This is a genomic window from Bradyrhizobium sp. SZCCHNGR1005 (assembly GCF_032489995.1).
Lineage (GTDB): Bacteria > Pseudomonadota > Alphaproteobacteria > Rhizobiales > Xanthobacteraceae > Bradyrhizobium.
In genome coordinates, this window is sequence record NZ_JAUEZC010000003.1 from 892,815 (window position 1) to 908,856 (window position 16,042).

The window sequence follows — 16,042 nt, forward strand, 5'->3', positions numbered from 1 at the left end:
GCACACGCGGCATGCCACCAAAGGCGGTCAACAGAGAAAAAAATTGCCGCAATCCTGCGCCTCTGACAAGAACCGCCCCCAACAAAAAGGGCGGCTGACCGAAGCCGCCGCCCTCTTCGCGCACCATAGCGGCGCGGATCAGATCGTCTTGCCGTAGAGCTCGTCGACATAATCCCAGTTGATGAGGCTTTCGACGAAGGCCTTCAGGTAGTCCGGACGGCGGTTGCGATAATCGATGTAATAGGAATGCTCCCAGACGTCGCAGCCGAGGATCGGGGTGGCGCCATGCACCAGCGGATTCTCGCCGTTCGGGGTCTTGGAAATTTCCAGCTTGCCGTTCTTGACCTGGAGCCAGCACCAGCCCGAGCCGAATTGGCCGACGCCGGCCGCGGCGAAATCCGCCTTGAATTTCTCGAAGCCGCCAAGATCTTCGTTGATCTTCTTCTCGAGGCGGCCCGGCAATTTGCTGCCGCCGCCATCCTTCTTCATCCACTGCCAGAAGTGGATGTGGTTGTAGTGCTGGCCGGCATTGTTGAACACGGCAGGATTCTTGCCGAACGAGCCCTTCACGATCTCCTCGAGGGACTTCCCTTCGAATTCGGTCCCCTTGATCGCATTGTTGCCGTTGGTCACATAGGCTTGGTGATGCTTGTCATGGTGATATTCGAGCGTCTCCTTCGACATATAGGGGCCAAGGGCTTCATAGTCGTAAGGGAGCGGGGGAAGAGTAAAGGTCATGGGGTGGTTTCCGCAACTTGTGGGAAGACGGGGATTTAACGGGACCTCCTTATAGAAGGTTCCAGGAGTGTAAAACACTGTGATTTTGGAAAAAGCGAGCCGCTTTGATGAGCATCGAGATCGAGGTCCTCAATGGCGCCGCCTCTTGGGAGCTGGTTCACCCTCTCTATCAAGCGGTCTGGCCGCCTGAGGTCGTCGCCACATTACCCTGGGCAGGTATCAGCTTTGCCCATGCCGATCTCCGCGTCCTGGTGCAGGACGAGGCCGGCGACCTGGTCTGCCACGTCGGCCTCTATCGCCGCGTCGTGACCTGGAATGGCCAGAAGATCAATGTCGGCGGCATCGGCGGTGTGATGACGCGCGAGGACGTGCGCAATCGCGGGCTTGCCACGATTGCGCTGAACGCCGCGATCCAGACTTTCAGGCATGAGGATTCCGTGAACTTCGCGATCCTGTTCTGCGAGCCGTATCGTGCACCGTTTTACATGGCGCGCGGCTTCATGCCGTTCGAAGGCGACGTCTATGTCGAGCAGCCGGACAAAGGACGCGTGCGCTTCGACGCGATTGGACCTCACGTTCACGATCTCAAGCGCACCGCGCCGACACGCGGCACGATCGATCTCTGCGGCCTGCCATGGTGAGCACCGGCGAAAGAGCACCGCAAGATGCCGACAGCGAAATGCGCAACTCATCGTGATGCGGCGGCATTGGACAAACAGCCGCGGCCGGTTGCATCGACGCAATTTGCTGTTATGGACATCGTCCTGATCCGGGGGGTATCATGATTGCGAAATTGAATATTCTTGCTCTTGCGCTCGCGGCGTTGATGGGAGCCGCGCATCCGGCCTTGGCGGCCGACGATCCGACCGGGACCTGGCTGACGCAAGCGGGCGACGCAAAGATCAAGGTCAGCAAATGTGGCGCCAACCTGTGCGGCAATGTGGTCTGGCTCAAGCAGCCGATCGATCCGGGCACCGCCAAGCCCGCCGTCGACGACAAGAATCCGGATCGCGAGCTGCGCCAGCGTCCGATCATGGGGCTGCAATTGTTCATCGGCGTGCACCCGGACGGGGCCAACCGATGGTCAGGCAAGATCTACAATGCCGATGATGGCCAGAGCTACGAAAGCCACATCTCCGTCGCCGGCCCCGAAGCGCTCAAGGTCGAAGGCTGCGTCGGCGCACTCTGCGGCGGCGAGACCTGGACGCGCGCGCACTAAGTGCGGTCAAGCTGTGACCGCCGCCTTCAGCGCGGTCGCAGCCGACGCATAACCACCGCGCGCGCCGTCGATGAAGTGCACATGATCGGGGCGCAGTGCCGAGGGCGTAAAGCAGGTCATCATCGCGGCATCCTGCCGATGCAGTCCGTAGCGCACGATACCGCGTGAAGCGGCATCCGCCAGGCGGTTGTTCAACGCCTGCGCAAGCTCCTCGGTGCAGTCGAGGATCATGCGCAGCGCGTCGTCATATTTGCGGAAGTCAGAATTCTCGACCAGCTGCTGCTTGTAGAGCTTCGGTACGAAGCCGCCGATCCGGATGCCGAAACGAAAGACCGCATAGACGAACAGCGTTCGTGCGAGCACACGAACCCAGCGCGCGACCAAGGGGCCGCCGCGCGATGCACGGACCTCGTAGCCGAAACCTTGGGGCGGCCATTTCAGCGCCGGCCCACCCGCCGGGACCGGCCTGCCGGAGTCGGGGCTGCGCTCGACCAGCGCGATGATCTCTTCGATCACCTTGCGATAGTCCGACGGATCAGTGCTTTCCGCCGGCAGTACCAGCACCGAGAGGATGAGCCCGCGCGCGGACGGAATTTCCTCGAACCGGCAGGACAGGCCGGAGAGATCCGGCTGCGTGCCGGGGGGCGCCGGCTGCACGGCGAATTCGCCGCGTTTCATCGCCGCCTCCGCCCAGCCGAGCCCGCCGCCGGAGAACATCGCATAGGACAGATTGGCGGACGGACCGTAACGCGCCACCCGCACGTCCAGCCCCTGGGCGCGGATCGCCGCCATCGGCACCAGCGCCACGCGCATGGTCAGTCCCAGATCTTCGCGCACCCAGGTCGCGGTTGCGGCCAGCGTGGCGCGTGCGCGATCGACATCGCCCGGCGCGACTGCGAAGCTCGCGCCATCGCCACCGAACACGAACGGAAATTCCCGTCCACCCAAGCCGTTGGTCACGGCGGCGATGACGGCGGCGCCTGCCATGTTGACAGCCTTGTAGCGCTTGTCGGCAATGGCCTTCGTCGAGTCGACGATATCGGCGACGCCGACCGTCCAATCGTCAGGCAGCGGCCGATATAGCGACGGCTCCATCAGCCGGGCGAAGCCGCGGAAGACCGGAATGGCGGCGTAGAAATCGGCGGCGCTCGTGCTCGACATGGATGGACGATCTGTCTCGGTTGCGACCTCAGAGAGGAGCTACGGCTGCAGCTGTCAAGCCGGTTCACGCCGCATCAGGTTTGAACCCGACATTGGCCAGCAGCAAGGCCGATGGCCGCCGCACGCGCGTTGTCGTCGAAATATCGCTCCGCCCCTGCTAGGCTGAAGGGATGACCCAGACCCCACCTGCCCCACAGCTCTCCGCCCGCGCGCTGCAGATCGCCGATCGCATCAATACCGCGGGTTTCGAGGGCCAGGTGCTGTCCGCGACGCCGCTTGCAGTCGGCATCGGATCGAGCGGCGTGGCTGTGGTGTTTCGCTATGGCGTCGTCGTGTTCATCGGCATGTCGGCGGCCGAGGAGACCGAGTTTCTCGAACGCTTGAGGCCGCGGCTGTTCGGGCTGATCAATCCCCCCGAGGAAGAGACCGCGAAAGTGCAGGTGGCGCGCGAGGCCGAAGAACCGATACCTGTCGGCGGACCGATCGTTGTCAAGGAGTTCTCGCTCGAGCGGCTGCTCGTCGTCGCCGATGCGCTTGCCAAGAGTGTCGTACTCGGGCGCGGCGAGCGCGAGGTCGCCAACGTCTTCGATACGATCGAACCGTTCGCGCGCGAGCTTGCCATGTTCGGACGCAGTTCGCGGAGCGGCACAGCGATGCTGAAGCTGCTCGGCGAGGCCCTCTTGGTGCAGCATCGGGTCTCAGGGCGCGTCGCCGTCGGCGAGAAGCCGGACGTGCTGTGGGATCGGCCGGACCTCGAACGGCTCTATGCGCGGCTGGAGGACGAATACGAGCTGAGCGAGCGCGTCGAGACCCTGAACCGCAAGCTCTCGGTGATCGCGGAGACCGCGACGGCGCTCGCCGACATCATCGACACCAAGCGTTCGCTCCGGCTCGAGATCATCGTGGTGATCCTCATCGCCTGCGAGATCGTCCTCGGCTTTTACGAAATTTACGCCCGCGGCGGACACTGACCGTTTACCTTCGCCAGATCAAAATCTTAGGTTGCATTATTTAGCGGCGCACCTATCATGGTTCCGATACAATGGCGGTCGGGGTCGCCGCATGAACGGTCTCTCCGGGGCATTCCGGCACGCGATGGGGGCAACTGTTATGAGCAGCGGACGCCCGTGGCATTCAGCCATGGTTCACACGACGAATGGAACATTTCGCGCCTGATCGATGACCGGCCCGAGGGGACGGATTCCGGCCTTGCCAGACCAGTTGGGTGAATTTTTGGGTGTGTTTTTGGACGACCAGCCAGTTTCGTCCGGCTCCGATGAGAGACCGACGGCTTCCGGCGAAGTCGTCCCCTGCATCATCGATCATTCCACCCAAGCGCTCAGTCACTCCAGCGCACTGACATTCCAGGTGGCATGACGTACCCCCGGCAATTTGGAGAGCTCGGCGGTGACGCGGTCGAGATCGCCCGGTTCGACCGCGAGCGGCACCAGCAGCGCCGTGATCTCGACATTGTCCGGGGAGCGGTAGGCCACCTCGGTCTCGCGAACCGGGTATTTGGCGGCCTCCAGCCGCTCGTCGATCGCCTCCCGTATCTCAGCGGCCCGCAAGCCGTCCGTGGTCACGACGATCTCGTAATTGGCTTCGGAGTGCTTCTCGGTGAGGGGGATACGGTCGATGGCGTTGACCAACGGCCGCAACAGCGTGTTGCCGGCGAGCACGAACAGCGTCAACGCCGCCGACTGCGCAATCAAATCGGCGCCGGCGCAGGCGCCAACCGCCGCCGAGGCCCACAAGGTCGCCGCGGTGTTGAGGCCGCGGACATTCATGCCTTCCTTCATGATCGTCCCGGCACCAAGAAAGCCGATCCCCGACACCACATAGGCGATGATCCGCACTGCGCCGTCCGCACCGGTGAGACGGTTGCCGAGATCGACAAAGGCCGCAGCCCCGACCGCCACCAGCACATTGGTGCGCAGGCCCGCGCTGCGCTGCCGATATTGCCGCTCGGCCCCGATCAAGGTCCCGAGCACGAAGGCCGTGAGCAGGCTGACCAGGGTGTCAAGGAAATCAAACAGCTGGAAAGTTTGCAGGAAGCGCATGCCAAGCCCGTTGCCGTCTCACTTGTGATTGTGCCGCAGGTCCCTAACCCTGCCCGGCATGGTGATCAACCAGTTCGCGCCGGCAAGCGACCGGACGGTCGATGCCCGCGCGGAGCTTCATTGATTGGAATCAAATCCCGTTCCGTCAAACCCATCTAGGCTGCCATGTGCAACAGACAGACGACGCCCGTGTTCGACGCGAGAAATGAGCTTCGTCCCGCCGTCCGGCTTGGACACGATGCCGTCAGCGCGGTGAAGCTGTCGCAACAGCTGACCGCGAAAATCGACGCCTGGGCAGAAACGCAGGAGATCACGCGGGCTGATGGTATCCGCCGCCTGCTGGAAATCGGCTTGCAGGCCTCAGCGCCGGCAGCCAGTCCGCGCAAATCCGTCTGCGATTCGATCGCACTCGAGCAGATCGTCGCCCAGCAGCTCGAGCGAATGCTCGCCCCGGATCTGCCGGCAGACGAACGCGAGCGCCGCATCCGGCGGCTGATCGAGGGTCCGCCGGAGTTCTCCAAAGATCGGCTCGACCGGCCGAAATATTCGCGGTGAGCACCGCGCTCAGGCGGCGGTCCGCTCGACCACGGCTTCGTAGATGTCGTCCTCCTGCGCGGTGTGCATCCGCACCAGCGTCTCGATGGCCTCGATCACGCGCTGGGCGTCGCGGACCAGATAGCGATCGATCTTTTCCGACGGAAGGTCCTCGGCGATGCGCGCCAGCAGCCGCGCCAGATGCAGGATCTCCCGATGGGCGCGGCTCATCGCCGAAAGTCCATGGCTCTCCTGTAGCAACGCGGCGAGCCTGGGATAGATCGCGCCTTCATCGTCGCGTTCATGCGCGACCACCTGATCCTGCACCAGGCGATTGGCTTCGGCGATCAGGGCCGGGGCCGACTCGGCAGCCGCCTCGTCCAGCGCGTCGGCGATCGCCCTGAGCCGATCGAGGCCGCGGATCAGCGCCTGGTGGTCGTGCCGAAGCTCGCGCCCGGCCTCGACGGGCATCTGCCCCGAGCTGCTGCGATAAGGCGGCAGCAATGCGCGCAGCGCGTTGAGAATGACGGCGACGTCGATCGCCTCCTGGATGAGCGCGGCCGGCACCGGCCGCAGCCAGCCGAACGCCGCGGCGCCCATGGCCAGGAAGGAGAGGCTCATCCCGATCGCGATGCTTTCCAGCGCGATCCGCCGCGCTCGCTGCGCGACCATGATCGCTTCGCCGACCCGGTCGAGCCGATCGGCGAGGATCACGACGTCGGCAGCCTCCGAGGAGGCGCTGGCGCCACGCGCGCCGAGCGCGACCCCGACATCGGCGGCGGCCAGCGCCGGCGCATCGTTGATGCCGTCGCCGACCATGATGGTCGGATGCAGGCGCTGCTCGGTCCTGACCGCATCGACCTTGTCGGCGGGCACGCGGTCGGCCAGCACGGCATCGAGATCGAGCGCCGCGCCGATCGCCTGCGCGGCCGCGGCACGGTCGCCGGTTACCATCACCATGCGCGCGACGCCGGCTTGCCGGAGCAGGCGAATGGCACGCGGCGTGTCGGGGCGCAATTCGTCGGCCAGCAGGAGTGCGCCCACTGGCCGCCCCTCCACCGCGACAAAGACGACGAGCGCCGAGCGCCAGGATGCGCGCCGGATCGCACGCGCCGCCCAAGGCGCGGGATTTCCGCTCGCCAGGATCAGATCGCGCGAGCCCGCGCTGACCTCGCGGCCCTCGATCATGCCGTGGAGGCCGGAACCCAGGGTCTCCCGCACCTGCTCCGGGACCTTGAGCTTGAAGCCGCGCGCCAGGCCCGCTTCGACGATGGCGTGGGCCACCACGTGATGCGAAGCCTGCTCGAGCGAGGCGCCGAGCAGCAGCACGGCATCGGCGTCCTCGCCGGGGGCCGCTTCGACCGACAGGAGGCGCGCACCGCCAACCGTCAGCGTACCGGTCTTGTCGAACAGAACGGTGTGCGCGCGCGCGAGCGCCTCGAGCTTGCCGCCACCCTTGACCAGGATGCCACGGCGCGCCGCCTGCGCCACCCCGGCGATAAAGGCGACCGGGGCTGCCAGGATCAGCGGACACGGCGTCGCCGCGACGAGCACCGCAAGGCTGCGGGTCAGATCGCCCGAGGCGAGCCAGGCCAAGGCGGCAATCGCAAGGCTCACCGGCAGGAAGATCAACGCATAGCGATCCGCCATCCGCACGAAAGGCGCCTTCGCGGTCTGTGCCGCGGTGACCAGCTTGACGATCCCGGCATACGTGCTTTCGCCCGCGGTCGCCGTCACCGACAGTTCGAACGTCTCACCCGCGTTCAACGAGCCGGACAGGATCCCCGTGCCGTGCGGCTTGTTGACCGGGATCGGCTCCCCGGTCAGCGCTGACTCGTCGACCACAGCGACCTCGGATTCGATCACGCCATCGACCGGCACGATCTCGCCCGCGCGCACCATCAGGAGATCGCCGATGGCGACATCGGCAATCGGCACATCCTGGATGTGACCGCCGATCCGACGATGCGCCTCGCGCGGGGCCCGGTCGACCAGCGCGCGCAGATCATGTTCGGCGCGCGCAACCGCGATATCCTCCAGCACATTGCCACCGGCGTACATCAGCGCCACGACCGCACCGGCCAGCGGCTGGCGCAGGATGATGGCCGCGCTCATCGAGACCAGAGCGATCGCATCGACGCCGACACGGCCGGCAAGAAAATCCCTGATGATGGAGACGATCAGGCCGATAATCACCGGCACGGTCGCCACTGTAAATGCGACATCCGCGAGGTCCGGCCGCGCGAACGCATGAGCAATGCCGCCGGCAGCGAGCCCGGCCACGGCGATCGCAACGAGACTCCACCGCAGAATACGTTCGAGCATGACCGACAGGATTCCATGAAGAAGACCTGCACTATCGCTGCCGATCGCAACCCGTCACTTGAGGAAAATCAACGGGAGGGAACGCGAGATTGCGACCCGGACGCAAGCTCCGTCAGGCCGTATTGCCGGCATCGACGGTGAGCACGGTTCCGGTGACGTTGCGGCCGCCCTCGCCGAGCAGATATTCGACCATCGCAGCAACATCGTCAGCGTCGGGCAGCCGCCGCAGCGCGCTGCGGCCGGCGATGCGCTGGCGCTGTGCGTCATCCATGCTCTGCGTCAGCTCTGTTGCGATAAAGCCGGGCGCGACCGCATTCACGGTGATGCCGACCTTGCCGACCTCACGCGCCAGCGACCGGGTGAAGCCGTTGGCGGCCGCCTTGGTCGCACCATAGACCGACAGGCCGTTATATCCGGTCTCGGCGATGATCGAGGAAATGTTGACGATGCGGCCCTCGCCGGCCGCCATCATGTGGCGAACGACGTATTTGGTGAGGATCATCGGCGCCAGCACGTTGAGGCGCACCAGCGCCTCGATCTCGGAATTGTGCATGGTGGCCAGCAATCCCTCGGTCCCGATGCCGGCATTGTTCACCAAGCCATAAAGCGGACCGAACTCGTCGCGCAGCGATTTGACGAAGGCCGGGATCGCGTCGATCGCGCTCAAGTCGCAGGCGCGAAACTGGATGCCAGAGCTGGCGGCGCTGAACTCGGCAACCGCCGCACGCAACTCCTCGCTCTCGCGACGCGCCACCGCGATGACGTCGTAACCGGCACCTGCCAGCCGACGCGCGAGGGCAAGGCCGATGCCGCGGCTGCCGCCGGTGACCAGGACGTTACGCATCGGTGCGCGCCAGCTTGCCGGCCGGCGTGACGTCGAGCGCCGGCACGAAGCGGATCATCGCCGGCACCTTGTGCGGCGCGAGGCTTTCACGGCACGCGGCCATGATCTCATCGCGGATCCCCGCCGCGCGGCTCGCGTCACTCTCCTCCGTCAGCACAACGTCGGCGACGACGATGCCGCCGGTGATCGGGCTCTTCCGCGACTTGGCCCGCGACATCCGCACCTCCGGATGACGGTTGATGACGGCTTCGATCTCCTCGGGGTGAACCTTCAAGCCACCGACATTGATGATGCCGTTGCGGCGGCCCACGAAGTAGTACCGGTTGCCGCGCAGCTCCACCATGTCGCCGGTATCGACAAAGCCATCCGCATCGGTGAGTTCGGCCGCATTGCGGCCGATATAGGCATGCGCAGCGCGCTTGGAACGGATGCGCAGCGAGCCGTCGACGACCTTCATGTCGACGCCGCGCGCTTGGCCAGCACCTTCATCCACGAAGCTCGCCGGAAACCCTTCACGCCCGTCATTGACGGCGAAGCCGACCCCCGCCTCGGTGGAAGCATAGGCGTGCCCGATCGAGGCGTGCGGAAACGCTTGAGCCAACGCGTCGAGCACCGCCTGGTCGGCGATCTCGCCGGACAGGCGCACATAGCGCGGCGCGAAGTCTTTGGCGGCGCCGCTCATCAGCAGCTTGCGCCAATGCGACGGCGTGCCGGAGATATGGGTGACGCCGCGTGCTTTCAGCCGAGCGACATGATCGGACAGCGCCTCATCCGGATCGGACAGCACCATCGAGCCGCCGCCGACGATCGCACGCAGGAATATCTGCAGGCCGCCATAGCGGCGGATGTCATAGAAGGTGGCCCAAACCGGCGTTGCGCCCGGCGCCGGACTGTCGCCGATGATCGCGCCGCAGAGACCTTCGAGCGTGTGACCGACGATCTTCGGCACGCCGGAGGTCCCCGACGTCAGCATCAGCCATTCGGTTGCGCGCGTCGATTGCACGGGGCTGTCGGCGGGCTGCGGCAGGCCCACCGTGAGCACACGATCGGAGCCGAATTCCGCAAAGCGCTCCGGCTGATCGGTCACGACCGTATCGATTTCGGCATCGGCGATCACGCTCGCCAGGTGCTCGGGGTTGAGATCGGGCGGGCAGAGCAGCATCCGGCTCGCCACGCCGTCGATCTCGATCATCGCAAAGCCGGCCAGCAGTTGGCCGGAGGTGGCGAGCAGCACCGCGCGCCCATCGAGTTCGCCGCCGCGGCCGCCAATGCAGCTCCGCGCCGCGAGTTCGCCCAGCGACAACGGCTGCCGCGGGTCGGAAATCGTACGCTCCGTCAATCCGGCGCCGAGATGGTCGCGCAGCGCAAAGACCTCACGCGGGGACATTCTCATAGGCCTTGATGAAATCGCCCACGGTGTACGGGAAGATCGCATCTTCGGCGAGCGTGAAGGGATCGACGCCGAGATCATCTTCCAGGCGCGCCACCAGGATCGCGAAGGCAAGCGAATCGAAGCCGGTTTCGTTGAGCGTCAGATCGTCGGTGAGCGGGGGCAGCTCGACCTTCTGCTCCTCGGCAATCTGCTTCATCGCCGCAATGATCTTTAACCTTACTGACATGGATGAACCCGCTTTTGCATCAAAATTGACCGGACGAATCATAGGCGGAAAAGGTGAAGGGAACACGGGACCAGCCCGAGCTTTCATCGCCTTGGTAAATGCATTGCAGCGCTTGCTACTGAAGGTGGCCCTCGCCCGATCTCGTCATAGCCTGATCTCCCCGGCTGCGATCCTCCCATAGGTCGCCGCATCGAGCGGATGGTAATTCCCGGTCGCGGCATTTCTGACAAACAAAGGATCGCGGACGATTCCCGGATCGAAACCGTCGCCCATCAATTGCTGCTTCTTCTGCTTGAAAGTCTCGGTCGCATCGAGCGAAGGGACGATGCGCAAGGCGACCGGCTGGGCATAGGCCGGCAGCCGGCGCGCAAGCTCCACGGCGAAGGCTGAGAGATCGAAATCACCGCCGGTCACCAGTGCGGCCATGCCGGCACGCCCGTCGGCGCCCGGCACGACCACGCCGTAAGTTGCGGCTTCGATCACACCGGGACATTGCAGGATCGCGGCATTGACCTCGCCGGTCGCGACATTTTCGCCTTTCCAACGAAAGGTGTCTCCAACCCGATCGACGAAATAGAAGAAGCCCTGCTCGTCCTGCCGCATCAGGTCGCCGGTGCGAAACCAAGCGTCGCCGTGTGAAAAGACGTCACGCAAGATTTTCTTCTCGGTCTCGCCGGCGTCAGTATAGCCCTCGAAGCGGCCGCCGCCGGAATCGGCCGTGCCGATGCGTCCGATCGCCTCGCCTATTTCACCGCGCGCGCAAGGAATGCAAAGCCCATCCGTGCCGCGCATCGGTCCACCCGCATCCTGGTCGATCCGAACGATCGCGGCCGGGAAGCGATGAGCGAGCAGCGACGGCACGCGGCCGATCGAGCCAGGCCGGCCCTCGACATTGTAAAGCGAGAAATTGCCCTCCGTCGCGGCGTAGAATTCGAGCATCTGCGGGACCGCAAAGCGGGCCTGAAAGGCCTCCCAGATGTCGCCCCGCAGGCCGTTGCCGCAGGCGAGCCGCAAACGATGGGCGCGATCGAGCTCCGACGGCGGCGCCTTCAACAGATAGCGGCAGAGCTCGCCGATATACTGAAACAGCGTGCAGTCGTGGCGAACGATGTCGCGCCAGAAATGGCGCGCGGAAAATTTCTCGGTCAGAACGGCACTCGCGCCGGCACGCAGCATGCTGCAAGGCGCGACGATGCCGCCGACCGAGTGATAGAGCGGCAGGCAATCATAGAGCCGGTCCTCCGGCGTGGCGCCGGTGAGCCCTGCGAACCAGCCGCCCCAATTGAGGATGCGGCGGTGACTGATGCTGGCGGCCTTCGGCAGACCTGTCGTGCCGGAGGTGTAGATCAGCAATGCGCGGTCGTTGATGGTGGTGCCACGCCGTTCCGCCGCAGATAAGGGTCTATCGTCGATCAGCGCGAGCGCCGCAGCGATGTTTGTCGCGCTACGATGCTCGCCATAGGTCCAGATCGTGGGGGCAGCCGGGATCAGCGGCGCGGCCTCCTGATAGGACTCCGCGAAGTGGTCGGCGAGGATGACGTGCAAGGGCTTGGCGACGTTGATGCAATGCGCAAGCGAGGCGCCGACGAGATTGGTATTGATCAGCGCGACCACAGCGCCGACCCGGCTGATGCCAAGCCATGCCGCCAAATAGTCCGGCCGGCTCGGCACCATCAGGCAGACCGTATCGCCCGGCGCGATGCCGGTTGCGAGCGCCCAGCGTGCATATTGGTTGATGCGCGCCGCAAGCTCGCGATAGCTGAAGCTTTCACCTTCCGATATCAGCGCCGGCCGCTGCGGCGCCGCTTCCGCCCATCCGTCGATGATGTCGGCGAACAGCCGCGCCGGTTCGGCCTCGATGCGCGAGGTCAGCTCGATTGCCTTCAGCCAGGTCTTCGCCGTCGACGGCAGCCCGCCTGACCGCGGCCGTTCCGCCGATCGATCCCAAAGCCCTGAATTCATTGCCGACCACCACCTGTCTCGCCCCGATATAGGCGGCCACGGCCTGCATAGCCGTTAACCGGCAGGGTTAACCCGGAACGATCAGGCCAGACGCGAATGCGACGTCCTTCCTTTACGAAGTTGAGGGAATTCGCGTGTAGGCTGCATATCGGTGAAACATGCCAAAGCAAGGCCGGCATGCGCGATGGAACCTTAACGGAAACCACCAAGGATGTGACGTTTACCAGACGTGCCTGGCTGCGTTCCGCAGCGTGGGCCACCATGGCCGCGAGCCCCGTTGCCGCTGCGCTTCCGGCTTGGGCCCAGCCCTATCCCACCCGGCCGGTCACCTGGGTCATTCCGTTCGCACCCGGCGGAGCCACCGACCAGCTGTCCACCCCCATCAGCAAACTGCTGACGGCGCGTCTCGGCCAACCCTTCACGCTTGAACATCGTCCAGGTGCCGGCGGCAATGTCGCCACCCGAAGCGTGGTCGAGGCCGCGCCGGACGGCTACACGATCCTGGCGACCTCGACCGCCAATCTCATCGGGACCTCGTTCGATCCGTCGCTGCCGTTCGACGTCACGAAAGACCTCGCGGCGGTCGCCGGCATGGCCCGGATGCCGCTGCTGCTGCTGGTCAATAACGATCTGCCGGTGCGCAACCTGGCCGAGTTTGTCGCCTATGCGAAGGGCAATCCCGGCAAGCTCAGCGTCAGCACCGCGGGGCCCGGCACCGTCCAGCATCTGTCGGCAGAACTGTTCCGCAGCAAGGCCGGGATCAAGTGGACGATCGTCCATTATCGCGGCTCCTCTCCCGCGCTGGTCGATGTCGCCTCCGGCCATGTTCACGCCGCTTTCGACAACGCTGCATCCGCCTTGGAGACGGTCAAAGCCGGCAAGCTCCGCGCGATTGCGGTCACGACCCAGACCCGATCGGAGAGGCTGCCAGACCTGCCTCCCATCGCCGACGTGCTGCCTGGCTTCGCAACGTCGGGCTTCTATGGTGTGGCGGTGCCGCGCGATACGCCGCGACCGATCGTCGAGTTGCTGAACCGCGAGATCAATGCGGCACAAGCCGATCCCGCGATCAGGCAACACTACGCCGAATTGGGCGCAATCCCGCTCGCCGGCACTGTCAGCGAATACAACGCCGTCGTCGCTGCGGAATCGGTCCGCTGGCGCAACGTCGTCGCGCTGCTGGATGTCCGCAAGACGGATTAGGCCGTAACGCCCTGCACCACCAACCGGTTGAGCCGGGCCGCGAACGCCGCGGGGTCCTCGGGCAACTCGCCATCCAGAATCTGGGCCTGCTCCAGCAGCAGGAACGACATGTCGTCGACCTTGGCCTTGTCGGCGGCGGCCTTCGCAATGGCGACCACGAGTGGGTGACGCAGATTGATCTCGAGGATCGGCTTGGAGCGTGCACCGCGTGCCTGCTGCGACAGGATGCGCTCCAGCTCACGGTCCGGACCATGGCTGCCGGCGACGAGACAGGAGGCACTGGTGGTAAGCCGGGTCGAGACCTTGACGTCGGTGACGCGATCGCCCAGGCTCGCCTTGATCAGCGCGATGGTCTCGGCCTCATTGGCGGCCGGCTTGGCCTCGTCCTCGGTCTTGTCCTCGGTGAGTGGGATCAAATCGAAATCGATGTCGCCCTGGCTCAGCGACTTCAGCGGCTTGCCGTCATGCTCCAGCCGCGCCGAGGTCCAGAAGGCGTCGACCGGATCGGTCAACAGCAGCACCTCGATGCCGCGCGCTTTCGCTGCCTCCAGCCGCGGATTGGACTTCAGCCGCTCGACGCTGTCGCCGACCAGGAAGTAGATCTCGGTCTGGTTGGGCTTGAGGTCCGCGACGTACTGTTTCAGCGACCGCCGCTCGCCTGTCGTCGTCGTGAAGCGCGAGAGCGAAAGCAGCTTGTCGCGCCGCTCGAAATCTTCATAGAGGCCTTCCTTGATCACGGCTCCGAAGGCGTCCCAGATCTTGTCGAAGTTGTCGGCGTCCTTCTCGGCGAGTTGCTCCAGCTCGCCGATCACGCGGCCGGTGACGGCCTTTCTGATCTGCACGAGCTGCGGATTGTTCTGCAGCATCTCGCGCGAGATGTTGAGCGGCAGATCCTCGCTGTCGATCACGCCGCGGATGAAGCGCAAATAGGCCGGCAGGATATCCGCCTCGTCGGTGATGAAGACGCGTCGGACGTAGAGCTTCACCTTGCCCTTGCGCGCCGGCTCGAACAGGTCGAACGGCTTGGTCGAGGGCGCAAACAGCAGCACCGCGTAGGAGTAGCGGCCCTCGGCGCGGTAATGCAGCGTCAAGGCCGGTTCGTCGAATGCGTTCGCGATCGAGTTGTAGGCCTGCTTGTAGTCGTCGGCCGAGAGTTCCGATTTCGAGCGCTGCCACAGCGCGCTGGCGGAGTTGATCTGGCGCGGCTCGCCCTCCTCCGGCACCAGTTCGATCGGAAACTGGATGTTGTCCGAATAGGCGGTGACGATGCGCTCGATCTCGTAGGTCTCGAGATATTTCTTGGCGTCCTCCTTCAGATGCAGCACGATCTCGGTGCCGCGGGTGACGCGCTTGGCGTCCGCCTCGAAGGCCGGCGCAACCTCGAACCCGGCACCACCGGAGGACGACCAGGTCCAGACCTCATCCGTTCCGGCGCGGCGACTGGTCACGACGATGCGGTCTGCGACCATGAAGGCGGAATAAAACCCGACGCCGAACTGGCCGATCAGGCCGGTGCCGTCCTTGGCCTCAGCCAGTTTCTGCACGAACGCCTTGGTACCGGAACGGGCGATGGTGCCGAGATGGTCGATCAGCTCCTGCCGGTCCATGCCGATGCCGGTGTCGGCGACGGTCAGGGTATCGGCCGCCTTGTTCGGGATGATGCGGATCTTCGGCGCTTCGCCGCCGCCGATCAGTTCCGGCTTGGTGATCGCCTCATAGCGCAGCTTGTCGCAGGCATCGGAGCCGTTGGAAATCAGCTCGCGCAGAAAGATCTCGGTCTCCGAGTAGACCGAGTGCACCATCAGATTCAGGAGCTCGGAGACCTCGGCTTGAAATTGGTGGGACACGGTGGCGGTGTCGGTCATCGTCATGCGTCAGCTCAAGGAAATGGTTTTGGAAGGCACCGTCGATATAGCGCGGCGACCACCGGGATCAAGCCTTGGTATCCAGGCAATGCATCCAAGCCGCGATATCCAAGTCCCGACATTCAAGCCTTGACATCCAGGTTTGGCATCCAGGCATTGACATGCGGACTTGGCATCCGGACTTGGCATCCACCCGCTCAGCGAGCCCCCTCCCCGTTCGTACGGCGAATGGTGAGATCGACTGCAACCGCACCGGGCGCCGGCGGGCTGGCACCGACGGAGTGCCACATGGAGCTGTTGACTGCATCGCGGATGCGCCCGCCCACGCGCGGCGCGCCACACCGACCGAGAACGCCGTGACCTCGGCGCTGGAGGTGCCGGCCTTGACCAGCCGGTTGAAACCAATAGCGCCGGCTGCAACGACGCCTCACCGAGACCCACCGAGAGAGAAGCCGTTCGACCGCTCCCTCGTCTTCCGACCTGACGACCCGACTGCAGCAGCCATTTTCTTC

Annotated in this window: 14 protein-coding genes; 5 read left to right on the forward strand and 9 right to left on the reverse strand. The window is 64.8% G+C overall.

Going from position 1 to position 16,042, the window contains the following annotated elements:
- Positions 1 to 138: 138 nt before the first annotated feature.
- A complete protein-coding gene (locus QXZ85_RS16635) occupies positions 139 to 738 on the reverse strand; it encodes a superoxide dismutase (RefSeq protein ID WP_315766880.1) in 600 nt (199 codons plus the stop codon).
- 107 nt (positions 739 to 845) lie between these two features.
- Between QXZ85_RS16635 and QXZ85_RS16640 the strand changes: the two genes are divergently transcribed.
- Positions 846 to 1,379: a GNAT family N-acetyltransferase gene (locus QXZ85_RS16640; protein WP_315766879.1), complete on the forward strand. Its 534-nt coding sequence runs from the start codon at positions 846 to 848 to the stop codon at positions 1,377 to 1,379.
- Between the two features lie 140 nt (positions 1,380 to 1,519).
- Complete coding sequence (locus QXZ85_RS16645; protein WP_315707265.1) at positions 1,520 to 1,957, forward strand: DUF2147 domain-containing protein; 438 nt, start codon at positions 1,520 to 1,522, stop codon at positions 1,955 to 1,957.
- A 6-nt stretch (positions 1,958 to 1,963) separates the two neighbouring features.
- Here QXZ85_RS16645 and QXZ85_RS16650 read toward each other — a convergent pair whose 3' ends face one another.
- Positions 1,964 to 3,118: a DUF3095 domain-containing protein gene (locus QXZ85_RS16650; RefSeq protein WP_315707266.1), complete on the reverse strand. Its 1,155-nt coding sequence runs from the start codon at positions 3,116 to 3,118 to the stop codon at positions 1,964 to 1,966.
- 170 nt (positions 3,119 to 3,288) lie between these two features.
- On the opposite strand from QXZ85_RS16650, the gene QXZ85_RS16655 reads away from it, so the two are divergent.
- Positions 3,289 to 4,089, forward strand: coding sequence for an RMD1 family protein (locus QXZ85_RS16655; protein ID WP_315707267.1), 801 nt, complete (start codon positions 3,289 to 3,291; stop codon positions 4,087 to 4,089).
- A 372-nt stretch (positions 4,090 to 4,461) separates the two neighbouring features.
- On the opposite strand, the gene QXZ85_RS16660 is transcribed toward QXZ85_RS16655, so the two are convergent.
- Entirely contained in the window at positions 4,462 to 5,178 is a 717-nt protein-coding gene (locus QXZ85_RS16660; RefSeq protein ID WP_315707268.1) for an MgtC/SapB family protein, read from the reverse strand.
- 165 nt (positions 5,179 to 5,343) lie between these two features.
- Here QXZ85_RS16660 and QXZ85_RS16665 point away from each other — a divergent pair, with 165 nt between their 5' ends.
- Positions 5,344 to 5,733: a hypothetical protein gene (locus QXZ85_RS16665; RefSeq protein WP_409977551.1), complete on the forward strand. Its 390-nt coding sequence runs from the start codon at positions 5,344 to 5,346 to the stop codon at positions 5,731 to 5,733.
- Between the two features lie 9 nt (positions 5,734 to 5,742).
- Here QXZ85_RS16665 and QXZ85_RS16670 read toward each other — a convergent pair whose 3' ends face one another.
- The 5 genes from QXZ85_RS16670 to QXZ85_RS16690 all read right to left on the reverse strand — a co-directional run bounded on the left by QXZ85_RS16670 (position 5,743) and on the right by QXZ85_RS16690 (position 12,462).
- Entirely contained in the window at positions 5,743 to 8,037 is a 2,295-nt protein-coding gene (locus QXZ85_RS16670; protein WP_315707270.1) for a heavy metal translocating P-type ATPase, read from the reverse strand.
- 112 nt (positions 8,038 to 8,149) lie between these two features.
- Positions 8,150 to 8,881 carry an SDR family NAD(P)-dependent oxidoreductase gene (locus QXZ85_RS16675; protein ID WP_315707271.1) on the reverse strand — a complete coding sequence of 244 codons (732 nt, stop codon included), beginning with the start codon at positions 8,879 to 8,881 and terminating at the stop codon, positions 8,150 to 8,152.
- A complete protein-coding gene (locus QXZ85_RS16680) occupies positions 8,874 to 10,268 on the reverse strand; it encodes a fatty acid--CoA ligase family protein (RefSeq protein ID WP_315744280.1) in 1,395 nt (464 codons plus the stop codon). Before QXZ85_RS16680 ends, QXZ85_RS16675 begins: the two co-directional genes overlap by 8 nt.
- On the reverse strand, positions 10,255 to 10,500 hold the full coding sequence (locus tag QXZ85_RS16685) for an acyl carrier protein (RefSeq protein ID WP_315707301.1): 246 nt from the start codon (positions 10,498 to 10,500) through the stop codon (positions 10,255 to 10,257). Before QXZ85_RS16685 ends, QXZ85_RS16680 begins: the two co-directional genes overlap by 14 nt.
- A 144-nt stretch (positions 10,501 to 10,644) precedes the next feature.
- On the reverse strand, positions 10,645 to 12,462 hold the full coding sequence (locus QXZ85_RS16690; RefSeq protein WP_316174477.1) for a long-chain-acyl-CoA synthetase: 1,818 nt from the start codon (positions 12,460 to 12,462) through the stop codon (positions 10,645 to 10,647).
- A 177-nt stretch (positions 12,463 to 12,639) separates the two neighbouring features.
- On the opposite strand from QXZ85_RS16690, the gene QXZ85_RS16695 reads away from it, so the two are divergent.
- Positions 12,640 to 13,665, forward strand: a complete 1,026-nt coding sequence (locus QXZ85_RS16695) for a Bug family tripartite tricarboxylate transporter substrate binding protein (RefSeq protein WP_315707302.1) — start codon at positions 12,640 to 12,642, stop codon at positions 13,663 to 13,665.
- On the opposite strand, the gene htpG is transcribed toward QXZ85_RS16695, so the two are convergent.
- Positions 13,662 to 15,536 (reverse strand): molecular chaperone HtpG, encoded by a 1,875-nt coding sequence (htpG, locus tag QXZ85_RS16700; protein ID WP_315768640.1) that lies wholly within the window; start codon positions 15,534 to 15,536, stop codon positions 13,662 to 13,664. The two genes, QXZ85_RS16695 and htpG, sit on opposite strands and share 4 nt — an antisense overlap.
- Positions 15,537 to 16,042: the final 506 nt, after the last annotated feature.

Coding starts and splice junctions, on each gene's coding strand:
- QXZ85_RS16635 (WP_315766880.1), bottom strand. CDS start 738: ATGACCTTTACTCTTCCCCCGCTCCCTTACGACTATGAAGCCCTTGGC.
- QXZ85_RS16640 (WP_315766879.1), top strand. CDS start 846: ATGAGCATCGAGATCGAGGTCCTCAATGGCGCCGCCTCTTGGGAGCTG.
- QXZ85_RS16645 (WP_315707265.1), top strand. CDS start 1,520: ATGATTGCGAAATTGAATATTCTTGCTCTTGCGCTCGCGGCGTTGATG.
- QXZ85_RS16650 (WP_315707266.1), bottom strand. CDS start 3,118: ATGTCGAGCACGAGCGCCGCCGATTTCTACGCCGCCATTCCGGTCTTC.
- QXZ85_RS16655 (WP_315707267.1), top strand. CDS start 3,289: ATGACCCAGACCCCACCTGCCCCACAGCTCTCCGCCCGCGCGCTGCAG.
- QXZ85_RS16660 (WP_315707268.1), bottom strand. CDS start 5,178: ATGCGCTTCCTGCAAACTTTCCAGCTGTTTGATTTCCTTGACACCCTG.
- QXZ85_RS16665 (WP_409977551.1), top strand. CDS start 5,344: ATGTGCAACAGACAGACGACGCCCGTGTTCGACGCGAGAAATGAGCTT.
- QXZ85_RS16670 (WP_315707270.1), bottom strand. CDS start 8,037: ATGCTCGAACGTATTCTGCGGTGGAGTCTCGTTGCGATCGCCGTGGCC.
- QXZ85_RS16675 (WP_315707271.1), bottom strand. CDS start 8,881: ATGCGTAACGTCCTGGTCACCGGCGGCAGCCGCGGCATCGGCCTTGCC.
- QXZ85_RS16680 (WP_315744280.1), bottom strand. CDS start 10,268: ATGTCCCCGCGTGAGGTCTTTGCGCTGCGCGACCATCTCGGCGCCGGA.
- QXZ85_RS16685 (WP_315707301.1), bottom strand. CDS start 10,500: ATGTCAGTAAGGTTAAAGATCATTGCGGCGATGAAGCAGATTGCCGAG.
- QXZ85_RS16690 (WP_316174477.1), bottom strand. CDS start 12,462: ATGAATTCAGGGCTTTGGGATCGATCGGCGGAACGGCCGCGGTCAGGC.
- QXZ85_RS16695 (WP_315707302.1), top strand. CDS start 12,640: ATGCGCGATGGAACCTTAACGGAAACCACCAAGGATGTGACGTTTACC.
- htpG (WP_315768640.1), bottom strand. CDS start 15,536: ATGACGATGACCGACACCGCCACCGTGTCCCACCAATTTCAAGCCGAG.